Genomic DNA, 20,577 nt, shown 5'->3' with positions numbered 1-20,577 from the left:
TAATAGACCTATCAGCCAGTTAACGATTTGTATGTCGTTTGGTGCGCTTTTTTGCTACACTGCTATTTTCTATCTTTTGACCTATTGTCAATTCTGACGATAACGGTCGATAGCAACAATATTTGCAATATTATAAACCACTTTAGCGCATTTTGACCAACCTTAGCTTGTCCATGCCAGCCTAAAACGTTCGGTTTTATATAACCATTGATCTTGTGACTTTATTGACTCTATGAAGCAACCAACCGCCGAAGCCATTACTCATTTGCGTAACCGCATTCATATTATTATCGAAGGCACGGATACCCGTTTGGGTAAGCTGTTTGATATCGTATTGCTGATTGCGATTTTGGCCAGTGTCGGCGTAGTGATGCTAGATAGTGTGCTGTACATGCGTTTGCAATATGGCACCATATTTCGCTATGCAGAATGGTTTTTTACCATTTTGTTTACCATCGAATATCTTCTAAGACTATTTTCAGCGCCCAATCGCTTTCGTTATGTCTTTAGCTTCTTTGGGATAGTGGATTTATTGTCGGTATTGCCAAGCTATTTAAGCTTAATATTTGGTGGTGTACAGTATTTACTCGTGATTCGCATACTGCGCATCTTGCGTATATTTCGCGTGCTCAAGCTCAACACTTATATGCAGCAAGCGGGCTTTCTTGCCTCAGCGCTTAAAACCAGCCAACAGAAAATCACGGTGTTTTTCTTATCCTTAGTATTGCTTGTGACTATTTTTGGCTCAGTGGTTTATGTGGTAGAAGGGCCGGAAAATGGTTTTACCAGTATTCCAATCTCTATTTATTGGGCGGTAGTAACCGTTACTACCACCGGCTATGGCGATATGTCACCAAAAACCCCTATCGGACAAGCGATTGCATCTATGGTCATGATTACCGGTTACGCGATTATTGCCGTGCCAACGGGTATTTTTACGGCTGAGCTGGCGCGTAATATGCGTCCACAGCTGAATCCTATCGCCTGCCCAAACTGTGGAAAATTCGGACACGCTGTAGGAGCAGACTTCTGTGATCGCTGCGGTCATGCCCTGCATATTTAGTGTTTATTAACCCTGTTTATATGGCTTTTTAAAATTATTAGGCTTCTGAGTTTTAATAGTCTATATATTCAGCAACCAGTGGTGATAAATCTATCACCACTCCTAGATTGACCAAATTCCAATACTGACCCGAAATCGTACGGTCAAGCATCATCGTCGTCGCTGATGGCTGAAACTGGCCAAAATACTTTAAAGAAGTACGCATTTGGGCGATGGCTTCATGATGGGTTTGGCTGCTACCGAAATCAAAAGCAGCTTCTTGATAGGGCTTTATGGATAAAGGTTTGAGGCCAATCTCTAGCCATTTCTGATAAAATTCACCTGGTACAACTTTCTCGTCATCACGGCGAATATCAAGGGCGATTAAATCTTGCTCAAGCGCAGTCACATCACCTTTTAAAGCATGCTTGGCAAAACGGCGAAATAATTGTACTTCGCTATCGCTATAACTGCGAATACCGCCAAAATCATAAGCGACCACGCTGCCATCAGTGCGAAAAGCAAAGTTGCCGGGGTGTGGGTCACAGTGCATGCGGTATAAACCAAATAGCTGTCCTGCACTAAAATGAAACAGACGCTCAGCAATTTTTTGTTTAATGGCATTATCCCACGTCGCGGCGACTGTGAGCGTTTCACCCATCTCTTCGGTTAAGGTCAAAATCCGTCTGGATGAATGGCTACCGATTACTTTAGGAATAATAAGGCCGTCGTCGTCTGCATGAAACGCCCCAAATACCTGGAGATTGTGCGCCTCTTTAATATAATCGAGCTCATCGTGCAAGCTTTGGCGAATCTCGTGAAATAGCTGCTCTTGTAATTGTTTGCTCATATTGAGCACGCCGGCTATTTTTAGCGCCATGCGTACTTGCTTAAGATCACTATCACAGTTTTCATCAACATCAGGATATTGAACTTTTACCACCACCCTTCGTCCAGATGGCAAAACGGCTCTATGCACTTGCCCTATCGATGCGGCAGCAAATGGTGCTTCATCAAATTCAGTGAATAATTCAGCAACCGGTGCGTTAAGCTCACGTTCAACTTGAGCACGTATCTGGGCATAAGGCATCGGCGGTGCATCTTTTTGCAGCTTCTCTAAAGCCGTGGCAACTTCAGGTGGAAACACATCTTTATATTGCGAGGCGATTTGACCCACTTTCATCACCGCGCCTTTCATTTCGCCAAGCGTCTCGGCTATCTGAATACCGACGTCTTGCATCAACTCTGAGCGCGCTTGTAGACGTTTTTCTTCGTCACTTGAGAGATGCTTAAATGAGTTTTTCGCGGCTTTGCCGGCAATACTGGCGGTCATGCCAGCGAGTTTCATAAAGCGTTTTCCGGACGATTTTGCCATTCATGTCACCATATAGTGGGTTTATTTACTAAGCCCTAATGTTATTATTTTAAGCAAAGGATTGCTGTTTGACTAGTGTGCCAAAAAATGTGCCAAAAGCAATATAATTGCTACTTCGATTGGGCTTGCAGTATGACGGTTTTTTATTGGTTAATAAGTAAGGTTTCAATAACAAGTATTAAGTGATAAATCATTAGCTGTCTAATTTCAAATCATAAGTATGAGTTAACCAGTAATCTAATGCCATCTGATAGCCTAAATGACCTAAGCCGCAAATGACGCCGACGGCTATATCACTGAAATAAGAATGCTGCCGGAATGATTCACGGGCGTGGACATTGGATAAATGCACTTCTATAAAAGGTTTTTGCGTCGCCGATAGTGCATCACGTATTGCAACTGAGGTATGAGTAAAGGCAGCAGGATTGATAATAATCGCATCTACTTGTGCTGCTGGCTCTGCTAACAGCCCATAATGTTGAATCTCATCGACAAGCTTGCCTTCATGGTTCGATTGGATGCAAATCAACTCAATACCATATTTAGCTGCACGCGCGACCAAATCTTTTTCAATATCAGCAAGCGTCGTATGACCGTAAATCTCAGGCTCACGTTTACCCAATAAATTTAAATTCACACCATTGATAAGTAATAGCTTATGCGTTTTGTCGTTTGCACTTATGTTGTTTGAACTTATGTTGTTTGAACTTACAAGGTGTTCTTGATTAGAGGGTTTATCAGTTACTGTTGACTGAGAAGGAGTGGTCATAATAGTCTCTATCGTTATGAAGTGGTATTGTATTTATAAGTATCGCTATGGGTCAGTAATAGTAGGGTCGTATAAGATAACTATGCTGCTAAGTCTCAAGAGTAAAACTATACGAATAGACAAGCCCTTATCATTTCATGATAACAGCTTGGCAGCCGTGTGATAAAAAATAACATGAAAAATTATACTAGGGGCTAAAAATCATGTTAAAAGTCTTTATGTTGCTAAAAACCCGTGCTATGATATTTTTTACGCAACAAATATTACCTATTTGTTGCTAATGTCAGTTAAGCCAAATATTAAAGCGCTTAAAGCAGTTTTAATGTGAACTTACACTGACCATAGTAATTTTACTATACGCTGCATCATAAAGAAGGTGATAACACGCTTTATGTTCAGATGATGGTATGTAGAGTAGTACTCTTACATTTTGATTTCATAATCTTAAACCCCGTTTATATGCAATCTCGCAAAGGAATTTGGGGTTAAGTGACTTTTTAGGAAGTAATATTATGTCAGCTCGTGAGCAAGGTATCGTTAAGTGGTTTAATGACTCAAAAGGCTTTGGTTTCATTCAACGTGATAGCGGCGAAGATATTTTTGTCCATTTCCGCGCAATCCAAGGTGATGGTTATCGCTCTCTAAAAGATGGCGAAAAGGTTGAGTTCAGTGTGGTAGAAGGCGATAAAGGCCTGCAAGCTGAAGAAGTCAGAAAAGTAGAAGAGTAATCGCTACAGTCATTAGCGCCGTTCAGCTATAATGTCTGTACAAACTACTGATATACTACTGGGTCAAGCCCGTCTTGTCTTACCTATGTTGAGTTGAACGCAGCATATTTGGTAAGTTTAGGCGTTGGGCTTGGCTTTTTTATGCTTATGAGTTTTATAGATCGCCTGATTAGAGATTACGGACTATGGTTTTTTAGTAGTGGCTCTTAATCACAATAGATATTGGCACTATAAAACCAATGCTTATCATGAGCCTTTATTTATTTAAGCGTTTATTTATTAATAATAGACAAGCGATTCACACACAAGGATATTTTTTTGAGTACTTTTAAGACGTTTACGGATTTGCCGTTATCAAGCCCCACCTTACGTGCCGTCAGTGATTTAGGTTTTACTGAATTGACGCCCATTCAAGCACAGATATTACCGCATACATTGGCAAATCAAGACGCTATCGGACAGGCACAAACCGGTACTGGCAAGACGGCAACGTTTTTATTGACCATTATGGAAGCGTTATTAAAGCGTCCTTTTGCTGCTGATGAAGAACGTTATTTAGGAGAGCCACGTGCCGTTGTTATGGCGCCAACGCGTGAGCTTGCTCAGCAAATATTTGATGATTGTATTGCTCTTACCAAATACACCTCATTGCATAGCGTTTGCATCATGGGCGGTACCAATTATGAAACCCAGCAGCATGAGCTTGAGCGCCAATATGTGGATATCTTAATTGCCACGCCTGGCCGCTTGATTGACTTGATGCATAAAGGCATGGTCTATCTAGATCGAGTTGAAGTGTTGGTGTTAGATGAAGCCGATCGTATGCTGGACATGGGTTTTATCCCAGATATTAAGCGTTTGGTCGGTCGCATGCCGCCAAATACCGATCGTCAAAGTTTACTTTTTTCTGCCACCTTTAACCAAGATGTGATGAATCTCGCTTATCGTTGGTTGCATGAACCAGAGTTTGTGGAGATTGAACCTGAGCATAAGACCAGTGAACTGGTCGATCAGCATTTTTACTTATTGACCGAAGATCAAAAACTAGCAGCGGTCGAACGTATTATCACTGATAGTACAGTAGAGAAGGTGATTATTTTTGCCAACCGTAAAGATCAGGTTAAGCGCTTGTATCATAAACTGCGTCAGGGACATAAAATTGTCATGTTGTCAGGTGATGTGATTCAGCAAAAGCGTGAAAAATATCTGCAACGCTTTAAAGATGGTCACGCTTCTGTTTTGGTCGCAACCGATGTAGCAGGACGTGGTATTCATGTGGATGATGTCAGCCATGTGATTAATTATACCTTGCCAGATCAGCCAGATGATTACGTACACCGTATTGGTCGTACAGGACGCGCGGGACAAACCGGTATCAGTATTAGCTTTGTGAGTGAAGATGATGCCTTTAACATCCCAGCATTAGAAAAGCATTTAGATACCAAGTTTAGCCTTGAGCAGTGGCAGCCTTAATAGAATTTTTTTAATTAAGTTCTAGAGCATTTAAACAGTAAAAAGCCCTTAATGAATGATTAAGGGCTTTTTTATACGTCTGTTTTTAGATGCCATCAATTTAAAGGAGTATTAAACAGCAATTAGTTAGTGATGATGTTCCATATCTGCTGAGTCATCATTCATATTGTGCATACTATGGTCCATCTGGCTCATATCGTGGTCGGTGGTATTACCTGTGTCATTCATCATCATAGTATGCTCACCATGCTGCATGTTCATGCTATGACCACCACCATGGTCTCCATGCATGCTGGACATGGCGATAGGCACAAAAACGACGGCTAAACCAGATAATACCATCACAGCACCATTGAGCTGTCTTAAACGAAAACGTCCAATTTTATCCCGTAACCAGCCGACGGTTTCGTGAGTCGCGACCAGCATTGGTACGGTTCCTAAGCCAAAGACGAACATCAAAGCAGCACCACTGAGTGGGTTGTGCGCGACCACAGCGATTAATAGAGCGCCATAGACTAAGCCGCAAGGTAAGAATCCCCATAGAAGACCGGCAGATAAAGCACGCGGAAAGGTGTTGAGTGGGAATACTTTTTGACGAATAGGGCTTAGGTATTGCCAAAATCGCATGCCGAAGCGTTCGAGCTTGTTTAAAAATGGTGCACCGAGCATGGTTACGCCTACAAATACCAATACCAAACCAAGTAAAATACGCGGTGTGCTATTGCCTTGCATCAATGGCTGTAATACGGCTGTGCCTATCAATCCTGCAACCAAACCCAAAAACGCATAGCTGGTCAGGCGACCGAAATGATAGGTGGCTACCAACGCACGGCGCTTGGCAGGGCTGACATCTTTCATGGATAGACCAAAGGCGGTGACTAAGCCGCCACACATACCTAAGCAATGCGGTGAACCAAAAAAACCCATTAGCAATGCCGCAACAAGTAGAGCTGTGGTCATGGGGAGTCTCTCCTAAAAATAGTAAAGCGTGAACCTACTGTCATCATTTTATAAGATGAAAAAGTGATGAGGTAGTCACGTATAAATGAGATGAGGAAGGTTGTATTTTTGAATTTTATTTATATCTATTGGTTTAATCGATACGATATCTGCACGATCACGATTCAATCATCAGTTTTGTCAGACGACGGCGTGTCATTAGCTTCCGGTATATTGTCATCAAGCTTATGAGCTTGAATCGTTTGCCGACGTTCTTGACGGTCATCTAAGATAATGCGCTGTGAAGCATTATCTAAGTCGTCGAACTGGTTTGATTTGACCGCGTAACGTATTGCCCAGATGGCGACCACGAACAGCATTAAACTTAAGGGAATTAATAAAAATATACTGAGCATGGCAAACCTCTTCAATAGCAGTTTCTTATATTATACACTTGTTGCAAGTGTTATAAATGCTGTATAAACATTCAAAGTGAGACAGTGGATAATGGGCAATAATAACAATGTGATGATGCTAGAGTTAGAAAATGCAAGATGCGCTTTATTCAGTAGGCGTCTTGGCAGCATTACCTCTAGGGGTTAATAGTTGCTGAGAGGTTACATCACTGGCTTTTCGACAGTTTGCCTGTGGGCGTATAACATCGCGCAAGTAGGCGGCGACTTCATAAACCGCCCGCCGCGAATGACTTAAGTTTTGCGCGGGCTCCATCCAGTCACGCCGCACCGGTAAAGGAGCATTAATCGCCGTGCTATTAATACCGTTTAAGGCAAACTGTCTGCGAGCACGCGCCATATGATAGCTATCAGTGATAAGGTATACATGATGTAGAGGAATACGTTTAGCAGTGAAACGCGCATTTTCACAGGTATTCATACTGGCGTTTTCGCTGATTAGCCCATCAATACCATGTTCGATAAGCCACTGACCAAGCCAAGGCGCTTCAGCACCACTGAGCACGATAGGCAGCGGTAAGTCGTGATAGGCGGTTGCTGCTGTACGAGCGCGGTTGAGGCTATAACTATTTAGGATGATTTGATTGTTATTGTCATTGGTCAGACCACCGCCTAATACCACATACGCGGTCGGCGGAGAGCTCATGGCTGCAGACGGCATCTTTGGTAACGGTAATTGGGCTAAGAGATAAATCACCGCTTGCGAAAATAGCGGGGTGAATAAACTGATAATAACGAGAATAACCGCCGTTGAACCCAGTAAAAAGGTGGCATTAATAATACGAAACAGCTTTATCATACGCTCAGCGGAACGCAAGTAAGAGCGCCATAAGCGCTTAGACCATGATCGTTTAGACCACATGCTCATCAAATCCAATAGAGCCGTCAGTATTTACCCAAACCGGCTCGCGCGCCAATTCAATGCCATATTTCTCATAGACAATATCAGAAATATAGCATTGGGCTTTTGCCACATCTGCTTGGGTCGCTTGATAAGGGCTGTGATTGGTCAGTACTAAGGCTTGCTGTTGATGGGTCATAATCGGAGCGAGACCGCCACCTTTTAGCCCAGACTGTTCAATCAACCAACCTGCCGCCACCTTGTTCATGGCATTCGGCATGGGATAGCCAACGATGGTAGGGTGAGCTGATTGTAGCGCTATAAATTGCGCTTGAGAAATAACAGGGTTCTGAAAAAAACTGCCACAGTTAGGGAGCTGTTTAGGGTCAGGCAGTTTTTGCTGACGAATATCTATAATTGCTTGCATGACATCAGAAGGTACAGGCTGCGTGCGCCCTTGCTGCTCTGCATAGTGCTGCGCGACCGTCTGAACAGCGCCATAGCTGGCAAGGATTTTGCTGGCATCAGTATGCAAACGAAAGCCCACACGAGTGATAAGCCAAGTATTAGGCGCACGCTTAAAGAGACTGTCGCGATAGCCAAACTGGCAGTCTGCCGCTGTTAGATGATGCCAAGTTTGGCTAGGCAGATGATAAGCACGTACGTACTCTAAGCAGTCTTCTAATTGCACACCGTAAGCGCCGATATTCTGTACCGGCGCTGCACCGGTCAAACCCGGTATCAATGCCAGATTTTCAAGTCCATACCAACCTTGAGCCACTGTATGCAGTACCAAGTCATGCCAATTTTCACCTGCCATCACTTCGATATCGACATAACGGTCTGTTTGCGCCGTCATAGTAATACCGCGCATCTGTGGACGTAAAACGATAGCATTCAAGTACGCCGGCAATAGAACATTGCTACCGCCAGAGAGCACGAATAATGATTTAGTAGGTTCTGCATCTTTTACGTAATTTGCCATAAAGGCATCAAGTTGCGCCTCATCGGTGAGCGTCATGACCACATCTGCCACACATGCCAATGCCATAGTATTGCTATGGGACAAATCGACCGATTTAGCCTGTGGTACATTCACTGCAAGACTGGTCGATGTCGTAGGTTGAGCGCTGGAATCATGGCGTAAAGCTGAGGTCATAACATAGCCTATATGGCAAATAAACAAGAAATCATGCGGTGTTTATTATAAAGGATGCACGGCATAAAAGGAGCAGAAATATGGCGCTTTATTGCTAAGCACTATTAAGCGTTATTAATCACTACTAAACCTTAAATGCCGTTAAGCATTACTAAGCAGTCTTCCAACTTTCAATCCAAGCTTGGGCGCTTGACTCAATACGTTCAATGACTTCTTCAAAAGCATCGCTATCACCTTGATAAGGATCTGGTACATCGTCGCCGCTATAGGTTGGATCTTCTTCACTAAATAGTGCCAGTTTGGCAAGCTTGCCATCTGTGTCGCTGATGCTGTCTTTGATAACTTGTAGGTCGGCTAGGTTTTGCGCATCCATCGCCAATATTAAATCAAACTTGCGAAAGTCATCAGCGCTTACTTGACGGGCAACCAGCTTACTGATGTTATAACCATGAGCTTTAGCATGGCGCTGTGCCCGCACATCAGGTGCATGACCAATATGCCAGTCCCCAGTCCCTGCTGAATCCACTTTCATCGCTAGCCCTGCAATGGCTGCTTGCTGGCGAAAGATCTCTTCGGCGGTCGGTGAACGACAAATATTTCCCAAACAAACCAATAGAACGGAGGAGGGAGTAGACGCTTTGATTGGCATATAAAAACCTTTTATCACAACAAAAAAACATGCTATCAAGACCAGCATGGTTAATGCGGTTTATTAGCATGTTATCGAGTAAATTAATTAGCTGTCAGCGTAACGGTTAATGTGTTGAATGGCAAGGGCAGAGGTAAGACAATGTGGTCACACTAAGCAGTAATAGTAAAAAGCTGCCGACCCTAATAGTCTGTACTAACCCTCTTGATGAATACTATTCATAGTTAAAACCTATTAGGGCTAAAGATGTTGCCGTATAAAAGTGAATAATAACCTTAGTCTTGGTTGTGTTTGAAGCGTTGTAAATCACGACGTTCTTTCTTATTGGGTTTATTATCTGGACGGGCAAGGTTGGCAAGTTTGCGCTGCTCAGCGTAATAAGCGCGGCGCTCTTCGCTTTCCTCGGTTTCTGAATATAATACTTCGGCGGTGGCCGCATTACCACGTTGTGCGCTTAGCGCTTCAACAATCACTGTTTTCTCAGTCATCGCAGTGGCTGAGCCTTGGCGAATACTGAGTTCATCTCCGACAGCAATCTCTTTACTGGTTTTGACGCGGCTCCCGGCATAATGGACGCGTCCGCTTTCGATGGCTTCTTTGGCAAGGTTGCGGGTGCGATAAAATCGGGCGGCCCATAACCATTTATCAAGACGCATACGCACGGCATCTGGTTGGCTATGTCCGGGCTGATCGTGGTTTTTATTGTGTTTACTCATCAAAACCTCATGGATATCAATAACGTAAGATAATAATGGTGGTGTTTTTTCTGATTAAAAGAGCGGTGAGCGATTAAAGTATTTCAAAATAGGTTTTTATGATGAATACGGAAGAATGAAATTAGCCAATGTTCTGATTAGCAACTTTCGTAGCCATTTCTGCAGCATCGTTTGTTTTTAACTCCGCTAAACCGTTTATCACACCATTAATATTTTCGACGGTTTTATTCTGGCTCAATTTAAACTGAGCTTGTATAGAATCGATAGGCAATCTAAAGCCAATAATACCGCGACACATGGCATCGATATAAGCAGATGGCGCGTCATTTAGTGACCAAGGGTTATCGGATATCATCTCTTGCTGTGCAGTCATGGTTGCTAATATCCATTTCAGCGTACCGGTGTCTTCCAGCATCTCGATTTCAGACTGAATATGGATGCTTTGATAATTCCATGTTGGTACTTCTTTATGGGTTTTTGCTTTACTAGGATACCAATTGGGGCTGATGTAATGTCCGGAATCTTGAAAAATGATTAACCATGAACTATTTGTTAAAGCATCTTGGTAAATAGGATTTTTACGACCAAAATGACCATAAAGATAGCCTTGTGACTTATTAGAAGCAGAGTCAGAGCCAACATCTGCATTGAATTTAGCATGGTCGTTATGCCAAAACAGCGGTATATGACAAGCTTCGATGCCATCTTTAGTTTGGGCAACTAAGGTCGCTAACGGATTAATGGCGATAAATTCAATGATGTTATCAAAATTGTCTTCGGTAAAAACAGCAGGGATATGCATAGTACTCTCAATATGAGTAAGCGACCAATTCTAGTCAAATAAGCCGCTCACAATGCGTCATCATCGTTGCTTATAAAAACCTATTTTAAAAACAACTGATAACCAATGTTGTCATTGAGCATAGTGCAGTCGTAGCCGATATCAAGAAGCGCATCTTGCAGCTGGCGAGAGTTACCCTCAGAGGCTTGCACGCCGACCAGCACGCGACCTTCAGCAGCGCCATGATTGCGATAATGGAATAAGGTGATATTAAAGTCGTCGCCAAGTTTTTCTAAGAAAGTCAGCAATGCGCCCGGGCGTTCAGGGAACACTACGTTGAATAATTGCTCGTTTTCGACATGCGCATGACCACCGATCAAATAACGGATATGTGATTTGGCGATATCATCATCGGTTAAGTCGTGTGCCGTATAACCATCGTCTGCCAATTGCTTGCTGATGGTTTGACGCTCTTTGTCGCCTTCTTTTAGAGCGATACCGACAAAAATTGCCGCAGGCTCCATCGAGTCTGGTGATTTTTTGCTATCAGCACGGTAGTTAAACTCGGTGATATTACGTCCATGCAAGCTACGACAGAAGTTTAAGAAGGCACCCGTTTGCTCAGGAATTGTCACGCCAAAGATGGCTTCTTTTTTCTCACCAATTTCAGTACGCTCAGCGATATAACGCAAGCGGTCAAAGTTCATATTGGCACCGCAGATGATGCTGACGCAATTTTTACCTTGTAAGTTGTTGGCTTCGATATATTTTTTCATGCCCGCAACGGGTAATGCGCCAGCAGGTTCAACAATGCTACGGTTTTCTTCAAAGATATCTTTGACCGCGGCACAGACTTCATCATTGGTACAAGTGACCACTTCGGGCTCGACCAATGGGCCTGATTTATCACTTTTTTGCATACGGACAATATCGAAAGGGAGCTCGCCAATTTGGGCGACTGCGACACCATCGACGAACAATCCGACTTGTTTCAGCTTGACCCGCTCATTTGCTTCAAGCGCTGCTTTGAGGGAGGCTGATTGTTCCGCTTCTACGGCGATGACTTTGACATGCGGCGCGACCTCACCTAGAAAGGCTGCAACCCCAGAGATAAGCCCGCCGCCGCCAACCGCAACGAACACATAATCCATATTACGCCACTGCTGGGTCAGCTCAAGTCCGATAGTGCCTTGTCCAGCGATAACTAACTCATCGTCATAAGGAGGGATAAAGGTTAGGCCTTCGGTCTCAGCACGATTGATTGCATAACGGTTGGCTTCATCAAAGCTATCACCATATAAGTCGACATTGCCGCCCAGTGCTCTGACAGCATCTACTTTGATATCGGGTGTGGTGGTTGGCATTACGATGATGTTATTGAGCGCAAGCTTACGGGCAGAATAAGCAACGCCTTGGGCATGGTTGCCGGCTGAGGCACAAATGACGCCGCGCGCTTTTTGCGCATCGCTCAGTTGGCTAATACGGTTATAAGCGCCGCGTAATTTAAAGGATTTTACTGGCTGTAAATCTTCACGCTTAAATCGAATATCATTAGCAAAACGTTGGGTCAGCTTGGGTGCCGATTCAAGTGGTGTTTGAATAGCAACGTCATAGACGGTGGCTTGCAGGATGGCTCGTACCCAGTGTGACAGCATAATGATTCCTAAATTGAGTGAAGATGAATAAAAGAGGTGCAAATGGCTATCAATTCAGTGTTTATAAATTATCAGCTATAAACCCGTATAGATTAGCCTAAAAACGAAATAGATTAGCCTATGCTGATTTTGACTATCTTGCAAGACACAATTGCAAATTTTATAGGGAGTTTTTTATCATGACTTTTAGGTTTTAATTTTTTATGAGTGTTAAATATTGAAAGCTAAATCATAACAGACATATGATCGTAAAATTTGAATCACACAATCTCAGTCAAACGATATTAGCCAAGCCATCAATACATTCAAGTAAGTATGAGCAATAAGATTGGGGAATGAGTATTTAGAATAGGTTTTACGCTAACATCGCATAAAGCCATCGGTTATAATAAGTGCGCATTTTACCTCTTTTATCATTTTAGCTCTTTTAGAGTGAGACGTTTATTTTTCCAAGGATTTATGATGAGTGATCAGCAAGCACAAAAGCAAGCTGCAGCCAAAGCTGCCCTAAGCTATATCGAAGATGACATGATACTTGGGGTCGGGACGGGCAGTACGGTTAACTGTTTGATTGAATTGTTGCCGACATTAAGGCTTGCTGGCGCGGTTGCAAGCTCACAGGTCACCGAAGATAAGCTTCGTGCCCTTGGTATCGAAATCGTCGATTTAAACTTTGCTGGTCAGCTTGATGTGTATATTGATGGTGCTGATGAGGTAAATGAGCATTTGCAATTGATTAAAGGTGGCGGCGGCGCACTGACACGTGAGAAAATTGTTGCTGCAGCCTCAAACAAATTTGTCTGCATGGTTGATGAAAGCAAAAGCGTGGAATGGTTGGGCCGCGAATTTCCAGTACCGATAGAAGTGCTTCCACAAGCGCGCTCGTATGTAGCTAGGCAATTAGCCCGTTTGGGCGGTGAGCCAGTATATCGTGAAGATTTTGTCACTGATTATGGCAATGTCATTTTAGATACCTATGACTTAGATGTCAGTAACCCGCTAGCGCTAGAGCAGCAATTAAACAATATCGTTGGTGTGGTCTGTAATGGTATCTTTGCTGCCAATCAAGCTGATGTATTATTAAAAGCGGGCAGTAATGGCGTGACGACTTTAATGCGTTAATTTATTAATGCTATAGTTTATCAATAAATAAAGCCGTAAATAATAAAAAGGCAGAGCGCTATAAATGGGCTCTGCCTTTTTTTACGTTCTATTCTTATACCTACTAGTATATAAGTATTTCACGTTATATTCTTTAGCAGCCTGTTTTTAGGCAGGCAGCTTGATTTTATCTTTTAATAAAAACTCCATCAAGGCTTTTTGCGCATGTAAGCGATTTTCGGCTTCATGCCAAACGACAGAGCGTGGGTCATCTAGCATATCATGAGAAATTTCTTCGCCGCGGTGCGCAGGCAAGCAATGCATAAAGACCACTTCAGGATCTGCTTTATCAAGTAGTGACGGCGTGACTTGATAAGAAGCGAAACGGCGCGCACGAGTATTTTGTTCAGACTCTTGTCCCATACTTGCCCATACATCGGTGACAATTAAGTTTGAATCTTTCGCGGCTTCTTGTACGTTTTCAACAATACTCACGCAATGTGAAAAGCGTTTCATCAGCTCAGGGTCAGGCTCAAACCCATACGGGGCTGCTACACGTAGCTCAAAACCAAACTGATTGGCCGCTTGCATGTAGGAGGCGCACATATTGTTGCCATCACCGACCCAAGTGACGATTTTATTTTCGATACTACCGCGATGCTCATAATAAGTCTGCATATCAGCAAGTAGCTGGCATGGATGAAATTCATCAGTGAGCGCGTTGATAATCGGAACGCTTGAGTATTCGGCAAAGGTCTCAACCTTTTCGTGCCCAAAGGTACGAATCATGATGATATCGACCATGCTGGAGATGACACGAGCGGAATCTTCTAGCGGCTCACCGCGCCCCAACTGGGTATCATTTGGCGATAAAAAGATAGCATTACCGCCAAACTGACCCATGCCAGTCTCAAATGAGATACGCGTACGGGTGGATGATTTTTCAAATATCATGCCAAGCGTACGACCCACAAAGGGCTGATATATCTCGCCAGCATGTTGCATCTTACGCAGTTCGCTCGCGCGTTTGATTAGGTTTTCTAGTTCTTGTTTGGTTAAATCAGATAGGGTCAAAAAATGGCGCAAACTCATAGTAATCCTAGCAGTCGATCGCAGTCAATGAAACGTTATCATTCTTCAATAGCATCGCGTCAGTGCGCATACTGGGGTGACAACAAACTTTTAGTATAGCGCAATTGGGCTTAATGTAAATGTCCAATTTGCCATGTTTATCAGTCTCGCAAACAGTCATCACATTAATTTTTATCGACTATGCTATTGTCCGAGTCGGGCGAGCGCTTAGGCGGCATAGTAACTCATAGCTAATGGTATCAGCGTGAGCAGCGACTTCATCGACATGCGGCGCGTCACCCCAAAGTATAACCTGACTATTTAAAGCCACGCTTTCTGGTACGGCACTGACATCAATGACAATCATATCCATTGCCACTCGTCCGACTACTGCGCATGGATAGCTATGATGGTTTATGGCATCAATAACAGAGACATAGGTGTTATCACTCACCACCCGTGGATAGCCGTCGCCATACCCGATACTGACCAAAGCCGTTTTGGTATTCTGCATCGCGGTCCAGCGGCTGCCATAACCAATACCATCGCCGGCGTTGACTGTTTGTAAGGCGATAATCTGTGCGCTAAACTCCATCGCTGGCTGTAAGTCCAAATCACACGCACTTTTATCAATAACCGGCGTACTCCCGTAGAGCATGATGCCCGGACGCACCCAGTCGTGGTGATATTTTGGAAAATTGACGATACCCGCTGAGTTGCACAAGGAGCCTTGTACATCGCTGCTAACCGTTTCTTTTAGGATGTGCAGCATGTCGTTAAAACGCTGAATCTGAATGGTGTTTAGAGGGTGAGTACGGTCATCGGCATTAGCAAAGTGGGTGGTTAGAATAAGCTGATAACCCGCTTCATGCAGACGTTTAGCTGCTGGAATAAGGGTTTGGTCATTAAAGCCTAAGCGGTTCATGCCTGTATTGTACTTAAGCCAAACCACACGGGTCGCGCTATTTGTAGATGGGGTATTTTCTAATGCCCACGTTAATTGTGGCTCATGATGAATCACGCAGCTAATATCATGCTCAATCGCCAGCTGCCATTCATCTTTAGTAAAGGCGCCTTCGATTAGACCAATGGTTTTATCCCAACCCAATTGACGGGCTTCTAGTGCTTCTATCAAGGTTGCGACGCCGATACCATCTGCCTGTGGTTCGGCTTGTTGTAATGCTGGCAGGACAGCTGCCACGCCATGACCATAGGCATTGGCTTTGACCATAGCAAGGACTTTGGACTTTGGTGCCAGTTTTTTAACTTGAGCCAAGTTATGAGTGATGGCTGCTGGTTTGATTGTGATAGTGCGCATAATGGCCTTCTCTATTAGCAAAGTTATTTTTATTAGTAAGACGATTTCATTAAAAAAACGGTGTTATTAGGAATGTGATAAAGCAATAAAGCCAGTGCGTCATCAATTGGGTTGATGACGCACTGGCTAGTTTTATGGCTAGTTGCTGATTAAGCGTAACGTTCGTTTAATTTATTATTTATCCAGCTGATTATTTACTAAGCTTATTACTCATCATTTTCAAAGCTGACGTTTTGATAGTATTCTGGCGTCAGGTTGATAAAGCGGGTAAATTGACCTTCAAAGCCCAAGCGTATAGTGCCGATAGGACCGTTACGCTGTTTACCAATAATGATTTCAGCCACGCCTTTGTGGTCTGAGTTTTCATTATAAACCTCATCGCGGTAAATAAACATAATCAAATCGGCATCCTGCTCAATCGCACCTGATTCACGTAAATCCGACATAATAGGACGCTTATTAGGACGGTTCTCCAGACTACGGTTAAGCTGTGATAAGGCGATAACCGGACATTCAAGCTCACGAGCCAAGGCTTTTAAGCTACGAGAAATCTCAGAGATTTCTCCAACACGGTTACCATCAAGATTAGGTACTTTCATCAGCTGCAGATAATCGACAATGATAGCGCCAAGCTTGCCATCATGGTTTTTGGCGATACGGCGGCAGCGCGAACGCAGCTCAGAGGGCGGCAGGGCAGTACTGTCATCAATATATAAGTGTTTAGACTGCAGATGCTGAATGGCGTTCATCATTTTTGCCCATTCATCTTCGTTCATTTGTCCAGAACGCAAGTGCGTCTGATTAATCGCGCCCCATGAGGACAGCAAACGCATGACGATAGATTCTGCGGGCATTTCCATCGAGAACACCACTACGGGTAAATCTTCGTTAAATAAAACACCTTCTGCTAAGTTCATAGCAAAGGTGGTTTTACCCATAGAAGGACGCGCCGCTACAATAATTAAATCCCCCGCTTGTAAACCTTGGGTTTTATTGTTTAGCTCAACAAACGGCGTTTGCAAACCAATCATGCCATCGGGGTTGGATTTTAGCTCTTGGATTTTATCAATGACATTGGTCAATACCGAGGTAATGCCAACAGGCCCACGCTGTTCTGCGCGTTTATTATGTTGCTCATTAATACTAAATATTTTTGCTTCGACATTGTCTAAAATGTCGCTTACTGTTTGGTCTTTGGGGTTATAGGCAAGAGTCAGCATGTCATTGCCAGTAGTAATCAGCTGGCGTAAGGTCGATAACTCGCGTACGCGCTGTGCATAAGCGGTGAGGTTAAACAAGGTGGCAGGGCTTTGGCTTAAAATATCGGCTAAGTAGCTGTCGCCACCGGCACCTTTAAGCAGTTTTTGTGCTTCTAACCAGTCATGTACCATAACTGTATCATAAGGCTCGTTGACCGCTGCCAAATGCGCAATAGCGTCAAAAATATACTGATGTCGCCCCGCATAAAAATCGTCTTTAGTGACGATATCTGCAATCTTATCGTATGCCTCTTCGATACTCATCAAAGACGCCAGTAAAGCCTTCTCAATATCGATATTGTGCGGCGGTGTCTGATTGAGTAATTCGTCGGTTTTTTCGTTGTCTGCCATGGGTGCCTAATGTGTCAAAAGTCGGTATAAAATTAAGTATATAAGAAACTATAAATAGCTATTTACTATCAGTATTTATTTTAGGAGTGATACAGCCAAGCAAGCGTGCTACATCCCTACGAGGGAAGTAGCAAAAGGTGGTCTCAGCGCTTGCTAGTAAATGCTACAATGAAAGGCGAAAGTTTAACACATTATGCAATTTTTTCGGCCGATATAAGTAACTATCTATAAAAATGCCAGATGCTATGACAAAAAGAATAAGACGTTTCAGAGCATCTTAACTACGCCTCTTTATAATAAAAAATAAAATAAAATCATATACTTAATATCAAAATAGGATATTTTACTATGCAAACAAAATTACCATTATTAATCACGACTGGTGAGCCTGCTGGTATTGGGATGGACGTCGTGCTCATATTAGCAGATGAAGGTAAGTTACAAGATTTTAACCGCCCAATCTGGGTTACTGCCGATAGCACTGCGATGCAAAAGCGCGCTGATATGCTAGTAAAAGCAGGCGTGCTCCAAAGCTGTCCACTTTGGAAAACTGTCCATTTAGACATTGTGGCTAATAACTTCTTAGAGCAGATGTCGCAGCAAACTCTTGATGACCATAATAATGATAATGCGTTTATTTTGTTAAACACGCCTTGTGCTGAACCAGTCGTTTGCGGGCAAATTAATATTCGAAATTCAGTGATGGTTGCCAAGCAGTTGGACATCGCCCATCAGTTAGCAAGCAACAAAACAGTCGCTGCTATCGTCACAGGACCATTGCAAAAATCAGCACTGATAGACGCTGAGATTAAATTACTCGATGGCACCATGTTTAGCGGTCATACTGAGTTTTTTATGCAGCAAAGTGGCCGTGATAAAGTCGTGATGATGCTCGCCAATCAAGCCATGAAAGTTGCGCTTGTCACCACGCATTTAGCGTTAAAGGACATACCTGCTGCTATCAATGCTGACAATGTCCGTCAAACAGTGCAAATTGTCATTGATGATATGCGGGAGAAGTTTGGCTTAACGCAGCCGCGTATTTTGGTCTGCGGTCTTAATCCACATGCAGGCGAAGGCGGGCATTTGGGCGTTGAGGAAATTGAGATTATCAATCCCGTATTGCGTGAGTTTATCGATGCAGGCGTCGATATATCAGAGGCGATGCCAGCGGATACTTTATTTACCCCCAGGCATTTAGCGAACTGTGACGCGGTGATTGCCATGTATCATGACCAAGGCTTACCGGTGCTAAAATCGCATGGCTTTGGCGATACGGTCAATCTTACTTTGGGTTTGCCGTATATCCGTACCTCAGTTGACCATGGTACGGCGCTTGATTTGGCAGGGCGTGGTGGCGCAAGTGCGACCAGCTTATACCAAGCATTACTGATGGCCAATGAGATGGCAGATAAGTCGCTTATTAATAGACCTCTTGTATAAAACTGGTGCATTCGAAGTTTATCACGCAGTATTGGATAACTTTGGTGTGAATAACGGCTATTTATGAATCATCAAACAGGGTCTGTTATAAGTGGTTCCACCATAGCAGTCTTTTTTGAGTGGTCTATTAATAGGTTTGAAGGGTAAAGGAACTGGTTTTGTTGGGGTATACCCTATATCAAAAAGTAATAGTATCTCATATCCTTAATTGAAACTTATAGTTATGTATTTTATATTTAATAAATACATAAATTTATGATTCAAGGTGTAGAAATCTATATAATCAAAAATTATAAGATCACATCTTGGGATGGTTTTCATGGAAGATATCAATAATAAGCTGATAAATATAGGTGAATACGGTCAAGCCTTAGACGGTTACAAAGACGTTCTAAATCAGACTATTTTGCAGATTGCTCCTGAATCTTTGCAACCGCTGTTAGGCAATGTTTTACCTTCGCATTGGCAGGAATGGTTATTGCCTTTGGTTGGCGGGCCATTTTTTCTACTGTTTTTGGCTGAATGGTTCTATCAGTCTAAGCGTGGGAACGGTGATTCATTTAGCTTAAAAAGAACCATTACTAATTTTAGCTTGGGCGGTTCTTATTTAACGTTTGAGTTGATTGTACAAGCGTTAATCGTATTACCAATCTGTCTATGGCTATATCAATACCGTCTTTTCACGATTGAAGTGACCTGGCTAACGGTTATCCCTATATTTATTGCTGTTGAATTCAGCTATTACTGGTTCCATCGTGCTTCACACAGGGTCAACTGGTTCTGGTCAGCGCATGTACTGCATCATTCTGATGATAAGATGAATTTATCTACTGCTATGAGACAGAGTTTATTGTATTCAGTCACTGGTTGGTGGTTGTTCTTTGTACCGCTTATGATGCTCGGTGTTCATCCTGTTTGGGTATTTTTCTTCTATGCACTCGATCTGATCTATCAATTCTTTATCCATACTGAAACGGTCGGTAAATTTCCTAAATGGGTAGAGTATATTTTTGATACCCCTTCTAACCATCGTGCTCATCATGGCGCTAATGATGAGTATATTGACCAAAACTATGGTGGCGTTATCATAATCTTTGATCGTTGGTTCGGTACTTACGTGGAAGAGGATACTGTTAACAATCCAGTTAAGTATGGTGCAGTGGGTGAAGCGAGTCATGACAATATTTTCAAGCTAATATTTGATGTTTTTTATCGCATGTGGCAAAGATTTTTCCGCGCTAAAGGTATTAAGAATAAGTTAAAGGTTTTGTTTAGCCCGCCTAGCGCAGCTTGAGTTTTATTGGCATAACAGAAAGTCGAACAAGAGAAATCTTAATGATTGAGATTTCTCTTATTTAAGAAATGTTGCTGCTGATCTACGTCATCACATCTATAGATGCTAACTTGGAAGATTTTGATTAGACGGCTTGATGC

Annotated in this window: 19 protein-coding genes; 6 read left to right on the top strand and 13 right to left on the bottom strand. The window is 43.0% G+C overall.

The genetic code is table 11. The features are described 5' to 3' along the window. The first annotated feature begins 232 nt into the window (after window positions 1–232). The gene (locus FHS24_RS02375; RefSeq protein ID WP_183618414.1) at window positions 233–1,063 is read left to right on the top strand and encodes an ion transporter; all 831 of its coding nucleotides are present in this window, start codon (window positions 233–235) and stop codon (window positions 1,061–1,063) included. A gap of 52 nt (window positions 1,064–1,115) precedes the next feature. On the opposite strand, the gene FHS24_RS02370 is transcribed toward FHS24_RS02375, so the two are convergent. Then, window positions 1,116–2,417: an ABC1 kinase family protein gene (locus FHS24_RS02370; protein ID WP_183618412.1), complete on the bottom strand. Its 1,302-nt coding sequence runs from the start codon at window positions 2,415–2,417 to the stop codon at window positions 1,116–1,118. Between the two features lie 193 nt (window positions 2,418–2,610). After that, the gene (gene aroQ, locus FHS24_RS02365) at window positions 2,611–3,186 is read right to left on the bottom strand and encodes a type II 3-dehydroquinate dehydratase (RefSeq protein ID WP_183618410.1); all 576 of its coding nucleotides are present in this window, start codon (window positions 3,184–3,186) and stop codon (window positions 2,611–2,613) included. A gap of 512 nt (window positions 3,187–3,698) precedes the next feature. On the opposite strand from aroQ, the gene FHS24_RS02360 reads away from it, so the two are divergent. Together FHS24_RS02360 and FHS24_RS02355 are read left to right on the top strand one after the other, a co-directional pair. Continuing rightward, on the top strand, window positions 3,699–3,914 hold the full coding sequence (locus tag FHS24_RS02360) for a cold-shock protein (RefSeq protein WP_011513806.1): 216 nt from the start codon (window positions 3,699–3,701) through the stop codon (window positions 3,912–3,914). 318 nt (window positions 3,915–4,232) lie between these two features. Continuing rightward, complete coding sequence (locus tag FHS24_RS02355) at window positions 4,233–5,387, top strand: DEAD/DEAH box helicase (RefSeq protein WP_221185000.1); 1,155 nt, start codon at window positions 4,233–4,235, stop codon at window positions 5,385–5,387. A gap of 126 nt (window positions 5,388–5,513) precedes the next feature. On the opposite strand, the gene FHS24_RS02350 is transcribed toward FHS24_RS02355, so the two are convergent. The 8 genes from FHS24_RS02350 to ilvA all read right to left on the bottom strand — a co-directional run bounded on the left by FHS24_RS02350 (window position 5,514) and on the right by ilvA (window position 12,600). Next, a complete protein-coding gene (locus FHS24_RS02350; RefSeq protein ID WP_183618408.1) occupies window positions 5,514–6,347 on the bottom strand; it encodes a sulfite exporter TauE/SafE family protein in 834 nt (277 codons plus the stop codon). Between the two features lie 164 nt (window positions 6,348–6,511). Further along, the gene (ccoS, locus tag FHS24_RS02345) at window positions 6,512–6,742 is read right to left on the bottom strand and encodes a cbb3-type cytochrome oxidase assembly protein CcoS (protein WP_183618406.1); all 231 of its coding nucleotides are present in this window, start codon (window positions 6,740–6,742) and stop codon (window positions 6,512–6,514) included. 145 nt (window positions 6,743–6,887) lie between these two features. Next, window positions 6,888–7,661, bottom strand: coding sequence for a YdcF family protein (locus FHS24_RS02340; protein WP_183618404.1), 774 nt, complete (start codon window positions 7,659–7,661; stop codon window positions 6,888–6,890). Continuing rightward, window positions 7,651–8,799 carry a UDP-N-acetylmuramate dehydrogenase gene (gene murB, locus FHS24_RS02335; protein WP_183618402.1) on the bottom strand — a complete coding sequence of 383 codons (1,149 nt, stop codon included), beginning with the start codon at window positions 8,797–8,799 and terminating at the stop codon, window positions 7,651–7,653. The genes FHS24_RS02340 and murB overlap by 11 nt, the downstream gene beginning before the upstream one ends. A 151-nt stretch (window positions 8,800–8,950) precedes the next feature. Then, window positions 8,951–9,448: a low molecular weight protein-tyrosine-phosphatase gene (locus tag FHS24_RS02330; protein WP_183618400.1), complete on the bottom strand. Its 498-nt coding sequence runs from the start codon at window positions 9,446–9,448 to the stop codon at window positions 8,951–8,953. A 275-nt stretch (window positions 9,449–9,723) separates the two neighbouring features. Next, window positions 9,724–10,164, bottom strand: coding sequence for an RNA-binding S4 domain-containing protein (locus FHS24_RS02325; protein ID WP_183618398.1), 441 nt, complete (start codon window positions 10,162–10,164; stop codon window positions 9,724–9,726). Window positions 10,165–10,285: 121 nt separating this feature from the next. Further along, complete coding sequence (locus FHS24_RS02320; protein WP_183618396.1) at window positions 10,286–10,966, bottom strand: FMN-binding negative transcriptional regulator; 681 nt, start codon at window positions 10,964–10,966, stop codon at window positions 10,286–10,288. 80 nt (window positions 10,967–11,046) lie between these two features. Further along, entirely contained in the window at window positions 11,047–12,600 is a 1,554-nt protein-coding gene (gene ilvA, locus FHS24_RS02315) for a threonine ammonia-lyase, biosynthetic (protein ID WP_183618394.1), read from the bottom strand. Window positions 12,601–13,062: 462 nt separating this feature from the next. Between ilvA and rpiA the strand changes: the two genes are divergently transcribed. Beyond that, the gene (rpiA, locus tag FHS24_RS02310) at window positions 13,063–13,722 is read left to right on the top strand and encodes a ribose-5-phosphate isomerase RpiA (protein WP_183618392.1); all 660 of its coding nucleotides are present in this window, start codon (window positions 13,063–13,065) and stop codon (window positions 13,720–13,722) included. Between the two features lie 147 nt (window positions 13,723–13,869). Here rpiA and argF read toward each other — a convergent pair whose 3' ends face one another. The 3 genes from argF to dnaB all read right to left on the bottom strand — a co-directional run bounded on the left by argF (window position 13,870) and on the right by dnaB (window position 17,700). Further along, complete coding sequence (argF, locus tag FHS24_RS02305; RefSeq protein WP_183618390.1) at window positions 13,870–14,793, bottom strand: ornithine carbamoyltransferase; 924 nt, start codon at window positions 14,791–14,793, stop codon at window positions 13,870–13,872. Between the two features lie 178 nt (window positions 14,794–14,971). Continuing rightward, complete coding sequence (gene alr / locus FHS24_RS02300; protein WP_183618388.1) at window positions 14,972–16,090, bottom strand: alanine racemase; 1,119 nt, start codon at window positions 16,088–16,090, stop codon at window positions 14,972–14,974. 206 nt (window positions 16,091–16,296) lie between these two features. After that, the gene (gene dnaB / locus FHS24_RS02295) at window positions 16,297–17,700 is read right to left on the bottom strand and encodes a replicative DNA helicase (protein WP_183618387.1); all 1,404 of its coding nucleotides are present in this window, start codon (window positions 17,698–17,700) and stop codon (window positions 16,297–16,299) included. Between the two features lie 348 nt (window positions 17,701–18,048). Between dnaB and pdxA the strand changes: the two genes are divergently transcribed. Both pdxA and FHS24_RS02285 read left to right on the top strand, forming a co-directional pair. Next, entirely contained in the window at window positions 18,049–19,143 is a 1,095-nt protein-coding gene (gene pdxA / locus FHS24_RS02290) for a 4-hydroxythreonine-4-phosphate dehydrogenase PdxA (protein WP_183618386.1), read from the top strand. A gap of 319 nt (window positions 19,144–19,462) precedes the next feature. Continuing rightward, window positions 19,463–20,437 (top strand): sterol desaturase family protein, encoded by a 975-nt coding sequence (locus FHS24_RS02285; RefSeq protein WP_183618385.1) that lies wholly within the window; start codon window positions 19,463–19,465, stop codon window positions 20,435–20,437. Window positions 20,438–20,577: the final 140 nt, after the last annotated feature.

The organism is Psychrobacter luti (assembly GCF_014192115.1).
In the GTDB taxonomy this organism is placed as follows: domain Bacteria; phylum Pseudomonadota; class Gammaproteobacteria; order Pseudomonadales; family Moraxellaceae; genus Psychrobacter; species Psychrobacter luti.
Note: the sequence above shows the minus strand (reverse complement) of the source record. Positions and strands in the feature narration are given on the sequence as shown.

Excerpts from the sequence above, each read along its gene's own strand:
- ilvA (WP_183618394.1), bottom strand. The coding sequence starts at position 12,600 with ATGCTGTCACACTGGGTACGAGCCATCCTGCAAGCCACCGTCTATGAC.
- dnaB (WP_183618387.1), bottom strand. The coding sequence starts at position 17,700 with ATGGCAGACAACGAAAAAACCGACGAATTACTCAATCAGACACCGCCG.
- FHS24_RS02340 (WP_183618404.1), bottom strand. The coding sequence starts at position 7,661 with ATGTGGTCTAAACGATCATGGTCTAAGCGCTTATGGCGCTCTTACTTG.
- FHS24_RS02350 (WP_183618408.1), bottom strand. The coding sequence starts at position 6,347 with ATGACCACAGCTCTACTTGTTGCGGCATTGCTAATGGGTTTTTTTGGT.
- ccoS (WP_183618406.1), bottom strand. The coding sequence starts at position 6,742 with ATGCTCAGTATATTTTTATTAATTCCCTTAAGTTTAATGCTGTTCGTG.
- FHS24_RS02375 (WP_183618414.1), top strand. The coding sequence starts at position 233 with ATGAAGCAACCAACCGCCGAAGCCATTACTCATTTGCGTAACCGCATT.
- FHS24_RS02320 (WP_183618396.1), bottom strand. The coding sequence starts at position 10,966 with ATGCATATCCCTGCTGTTTTTACCGAAGACAATTTTGATAACATCATT.
- murB (WP_183618402.1), bottom strand. The coding sequence starts at position 8,799 with ATGACCTCAGCTTTACGCCATGATTCCAGCGCTCAACCTACGACATCG.
- aroQ (WP_183618410.1), bottom strand. The coding sequence starts at position 3,186 with ATGACCACTCCTTCTCAGTCAACAGTAACTGATAAACCCTCTAATCAA.
- alr (WP_183618388.1), bottom strand. The coding sequence starts at position 16,090 with ATGCGCACTATCACAATCAAACCAGCAGCCATCACTCATAACTTGGCT.
- rpiA (WP_183618392.1), top strand. The coding sequence starts at position 13,063 with ATGAGTGATCAGCAAGCACAAAAGCAAGCTGCAGCCAAAGCTGCCCTA.
- FHS24_RS02330 (WP_183618400.1), bottom strand. The coding sequence starts at position 9,448 with ATGCCAATCAAAGCGTCTACTCCCTCCTCCGTTCTATTGGTTTGTTTG.
- FHS24_RS02325 (WP_183618398.1), bottom strand. The coding sequence starts at position 10,164 with ATGAGTAAACACAATAAAAACCACGATCAGCCCGGACATAGCCAACCA.
- FHS24_RS02360 (WP_011513806.1), top strand. The coding sequence starts at position 3,699 with ATGTCAGCTCGTGAGCAAGGTATCGTTAAGTGGTTTAATGACTCAAAA.
- FHS24_RS02370 (WP_183618412.1), bottom strand. The coding sequence starts at position 2,417 with ATGGCAAAATCGTCCGGAAAACGCTTTATGAAACTCGCTGGCATGACC.
- FHS24_RS02285 (WP_183618385.1), top strand. The coding sequence starts at position 19,463 with ATGGAAGATATCAATAATAAGCTGATAAATATAGGTGAATACGGTCAA.
- pdxA (WP_183618386.1), top strand. The coding sequence starts at position 18,049 with ATGCAAACAAAATTACCATTATTAATCACGACTGGTGAGCCTGCTGGT.
- argF (WP_183618390.1), bottom strand. The coding sequence starts at position 14,793 with ATGAGTTTGCGCCATTTTTTGACCCTATCTGATTTAACCAAACAAGAA.